The 463-nt window shown below is 73.0% G+C and carries 2 protein-coding genes; both read left to right on the top strand.

All coding sequences use genetic code 11. From position 1 onward, the window contains the following. On the top strand, positions 1-219 hold a 219-nt coding region (locus tag AC1DKR_RS21175; RefSeq protein ID WP_478035116.1), incomplete at its 5' end, for a sigma-70 family RNA polymerase sigma factor. Next, on the top strand, positions 216-463 hold a 248-nt coding region (locus AC1DKR_RS21170), incomplete at its 3' end, for a hypothetical protein (RefSeq protein WP_478035114.1). The genes AC1DKR_RS21175 and AC1DKR_RS21170, both read left to right, overlap by 4 nt.

The following is a 463-nucleotide window of genomic DNA, read 5'->3' as shown; positions in this document are numbered from 1 at the left end:
CCGGCCGGCCGCTTCGATGCGCGCGAGACCCTGCGCGCGGCGAGCGCGGCGCTGCTGACCCTGCCCGAGCGCACGCGGACGATCTTCGTGCTGCGGCGGATCGAGGGGATGACCGTTCGCGAGATCGCCAGCCGGCTGGGCATATCCGGCAGCGCCGTTGAAAAGCACATGGTCAAGGCGCTGGAGCGCCTGCTGGACCGGACGGGGGACCTGCGATGAGCGCCTATTCCCTCGATCCCGCCGAAATGGCCGCCCTGCCGCGCGACGAGGCCGCCGCGCTGCTGTGGCTCAATGTCGACGAGTCCGATCCCGCCCAGGCGGCCATGCTCGACGCCTGGCTCGACCGCGAGCCCGGCAACCGCGAGGCCTGGCTTCGGGCGCAGGCGATCTGGGGCGGCTTCGACGCAGCCGGCGACGATCCGACGATGCGGGCGTTGCGCCGCCGGGCGCTGAAACCCTCGCG

The organism is Stenotrophomonas sp. 01N47, assembly GCF_056399165.1.
Note: the sequence above shows the minus strand (reverse complement) of the source record. Positions and strands in the feature narration are given on the sequence as shown.